Genomic DNA, 3648 nt, shown 5'->3' with positions numbered 1-3648 from the left:
TGAAGCGGAACATCACCTGGGCGCGTTTGACTGGCGGTGTATCGCGCCAGGCGGGAAAGGCGGCCTCGGCAGCGGCGATGGCGAGTTCCACGATGGCCTTGTCGGCCAGGGACAGCTGCGTCACCACCTCGCCGCTGGCGGGGTTGTAGACCGGCTGCCGCTCACCACTGCCATTGACGGCGGCGCCATTGATCCAGTGGCCGGTTGCGCTGATGGTTAACTGCTCTTTTACGGTCATGATTTTCACTTAATCACATTCATTGAGGGCTTCGCCCAGGGCGTTGATGAGCGAATCCAGCTCCCCTTCGGTGGCAATAAAGGGCGGGCCGACTTGCACGGTATCGCCGCCGTAGCGCACGTAGAAGCCCTTTTCCCAGCATTTCATCGCCACCTGCCAGGGCCGCCTGGCCGGTTCGCCGGGCAGCGCCTCCAGGGTGATGCCCGCCGCCAGACCGAAGTTGCGGATATCGGTCACATGGCGGGCGCCCTTGAGGCTGTGTATCTTCGATTCCAGTACCGGGGCGAGGTTCTGCACCCGCGCGAACAATTGTTCCCGCTCGAGAATCTCCAGCGCCGCCAGCCCGGCGGCACAGGCCACCGGGTGGGCGGAGTAGGTGTAGCCGTGGGGGAATTCCACCATGTACTCGGGGCCACCCTGCTCCATGAAGGTATCGTATATTTCCTGCCTGGCCACCACCGCCCCCATGGGGATGGCGCCGTTGGTGAGCTGCTTGGCCAGGTTGAGGATATCCGGTGTGACGCCGAACAGTTCCGCCGCAGTGGCCGCACCGACGCGGCCGAGGCCGGTAATCACCTCGTCGAAAATCAGCAGGATATGGTGCTGGTCGCAGATCTCTCTAATACGCGCCAGATAGCCCACCGGCGGCGGCAGCACCCCGGCGGAACCGGCCATTGGTTCGACAATCACCGCGGCGATGGTGGAGGCGTCGTGCAGGGCGATCAGATCCAGCAATTCGTCGGCCAGATGGGCGCCCTGTTGCGGCTGACCGCGACTGAAGGCGTTTTCCGGCAGTAAAGTATGCGACAGGTGATCCGCCTCCACCCCCTGGCCGTAGAGCATACGGTTGCCGACGATGCCGCCGACACTGATGCCGCCGAAGTTGACCCCGTGGTAGCCCTTGGCGCGACCGATCAGGCGGGTCTTACCGCCCTGGCCCTTTTTGCGCCAGTAGGCGCGGGCCATTTTCAGGGCGGTGTCGGCGCTCTCGGAACCGGAGCCGGTGAAGAACACCCGGTTGAGTCCGGCGGGCATGAACCCGGTGATGCGCTCGGCGAGCTGGAACGACAGCGGCTGGCCGAACTGGAAACCCGGGGAGTAGTCGAGGGTGGCCAGCTGCCGACTGACCGCTGCGGCGATCTCGCTGCGGCAGTGGCCGGCACCACAGGTCCACAGCCCGGACAGGCCGTCGTAGATGCGGCGGCCATCGGCGCTGGTGTACCAGGCGCCCTCGGCGGCCACCAGCATGCGCGGGTGCTGCTTGAAATCCCGGTTGCCGGTGAAGGGCATCCAGTGGGCATCGAACTGCTCCGGGGTTACGCCGGCGTCGTGATAGAGCGGGTCCATGACGGGTATTCCTGGCTGCGGGGAGAAGGGAGTGTCATGGGCTAAGTCTAGCTGGCGGCCGGGGTTGCATAAACTACTATCTTGCGCGCCCGGCCCCGCCTGACGGGAATTTTCAGAGTACGTAAAGCAGCCACTCGGCGACCATGGCGGGCTTGTCGACGCCCTCGATTTCCATGCGCAGATCCACGGCATAACGGGTTCCCCCGCTCTGCACCTCCTGCGAGGTCACCTGCCAATGGAGCCGAATGCGGCTGTCCACCGGCACCGGGGTAATAAAGCGCAGCCGGTTGACGCCGTAATTGAGGATGGTCTGCTCGCCGATGCTGGCCATCAGGTCGTTCAGCATCATGCTGGGCACCATGGACAGGTACAAAAAGCCGTGGGCAATGGTCTTGCCAAAGGGGCCGCTGGCGGCTTTTTCCCGGTCCACATGCAGGTACTGGTGATCGTGGGTGGCGTCGGCAAACAGATTGATTTGATTCTGGGTGATGGTGAACCAGTCGGAACAACCACTGGGCATTTGACTCATGGGAATATCCACTCGACTACTTGTTAATGGCTAACGTTAATGGGATCGGCGTTAATGGGGTCGGGGGCCAGCCAGTCGGGGAGAGACTACTGGCCCATCACGACATTTTTGCGCTAGCGCCGCTCGACGGACTCGCGGCGCAAGAAATGGGTGATTTCCGGGGCGATGACATCCGCCATGGTGAGCATGAACAGGTGGCCGCAGTCCATCAGCCAGAGTTCGGCGTTGGGAATGCGGCTGGCCATGATCCTGGCATTGACCGGTGGAATGATGGGGTCATCGGTGCCGTGGATAATCAGGGTCGGCGCGGCGACCTTGTGCAGCCAGTGCAGGCTGGACCAGGTGGCCAGCGCCAGCACCTGGTAGTAATAACCGCGGTTGCTGGGCGCCTGCATCTTGCCGGCGTGCTCTTCCACCAGTGCCGGGTCTTCACGCATACGCCCGCCATAGAGATCGCCGGCAATGCGCTGCATGTAGTTTTTGTCCAGGTAGCGGCGCGGACTCATCATTTTCAACAGCGCGACCGGTCGACCGGGAAACATGGAGGAACCGGACCCGGTGGCACAGAGCACCAGCTTGCGGCAGCGGTGGGCGTACTGGCGGGCGAATTGCTGCGCCAGCGCGCCGCCCCAGGACAGACCCAGCACATCGACACGATCGTAACCCAGCTGATCCAGCACTTTCGAGGTGAGTCGCGCATAGCTGCGCATCAACCAGGGGAACCGCTGGGTGTCTGACTTGCCGGCACCGGGCATGTCAAAAATGATGATTTCGACATCGTCCATGGCATTGATAAAGGTCTCCAGCACTTCCAGGCTGGCGCCGATGCCATTGAACAGCAGCAGCGCCCGGTCGCGATCCGTGCCGCGGCGGATACCGACGCGGATGTTCAGCCCCATCACCGTCAGCCAGTAGATCTCCAGGCCGCGGGCAATATGGGGCGCATCCAGCGACTCTTCCAGAAACATTTCAGCCGTAGACATAGGTGCCCGGAGCGGCCTCCCTGGTGGGGTGGGTGCGATTACCCAGATTGCGCGGTGCGGTTTTGCGTTCGCCGGAGCGCTCCTTTAACCACTCGGCCCAGTTCGGCCACCAGGAGCCCTCGCACTGCTGCGCCTGTTCCAGCCAGGTGTCGGGGGAGTCCGGCAACTCGTCATTGCAGTAGTAGCGGGCGCGGATATTGGTGGGCGGGTTCACCAGGCTCTGGATGTGACCGCTGGAGCTGAGCACGAACCTGATATTGCCACCGACAAACTGGGTGGTCCGGTAGCAGACCTTCCAGGGGGTGATATGGTCCGTCAGCCCGGCGGTGACGTACTTGTCACAGTCCAGGGTGTGCAGGTTGACGGTGGTGTCGAGCACTTCAAACTCGCCCTTTTCCAGCAGGTTGTGCTCGTAGATATCGAGGAAGTCGCAGTGCAGCTCGGCCGGCAAATTGGTGGAATCGCTGTTCCAGAACAGGATATCGAAAGCCGGTGGCGCCTCGCCCAACAGGTAGTTGTTGACGTGGTAATTCCACACCAGATCCTTGGGG

At 62.6% G+C, this 3648-nt stretch carries 4 protein-coding genes and 1 pseudogene; all 5 read right to left on the bottom strand.

The genetic code is table 11. The features are described from left to right. A partial coding sequence (locus ABY948_RS11635; protein WP_461482701.1) for an aldehyde dehydrogenase family protein occupies positions 1 to 238 on the bottom strand: 238 nt, incomplete at its 3' end. Positions 239 to 247: 9 nt separating this feature from the next. Next, positions 248 to 1585, bottom strand: a complete 1338-nt coding sequence (aptA, locus tag ABY948_RS11630; RefSeq protein WP_461482700.1) for an omega-aminotransferase AptA — start codon at positions 1583 to 1585, stop codon at positions 248 to 250. Positions 1586 to 1697: 112 nt separating this feature from the next. Then, the gene (locus ABY948_RS11625; protein ID WP_461482699.1) at positions 1698 to 2114 is read right to left on the bottom strand and encodes a MaoC family dehydratase; all 417 of its coding nucleotides are present in this window, start codon (positions 2112 to 2114) and stop codon (positions 1698 to 1700) included. 113 nt (positions 2115 to 2227) lie between these two features. After that, on the bottom strand, positions 2228 to 3097 hold the full coding sequence (gene phaZ, locus ABY948_RS11620) for a poly(3-hydroxyalkanoate) depolymerase (RefSeq protein ID WP_461482698.1): 870 nt from the start codon (positions 3095 to 3097) through the stop codon (positions 2228 to 2230). Continuing rightward, a pseudogene (locus ABY948_RS11615) lies at positions 3084 to 3648 on the bottom strand (class I poly(R)-hydroxyalkanoic acid synthase); the annotation flags it as partial. The gene phaZ and the pseudogene ABY948_RS11615, both read right to left, overlap by 14 nt.

The sequence above is a fragment of the Porticoccus sp. genome (genome assembly GCF_041592135.1).
Lineage (GTDB): Bacteria > Pseudomonadota > Gammaproteobacteria > Pseudomonadales > Porticoccaceae > Porticoccus.
Note: the sequence above shows the minus strand (reverse complement) of the source record. Positions and strands in the feature narration are given on the sequence as shown.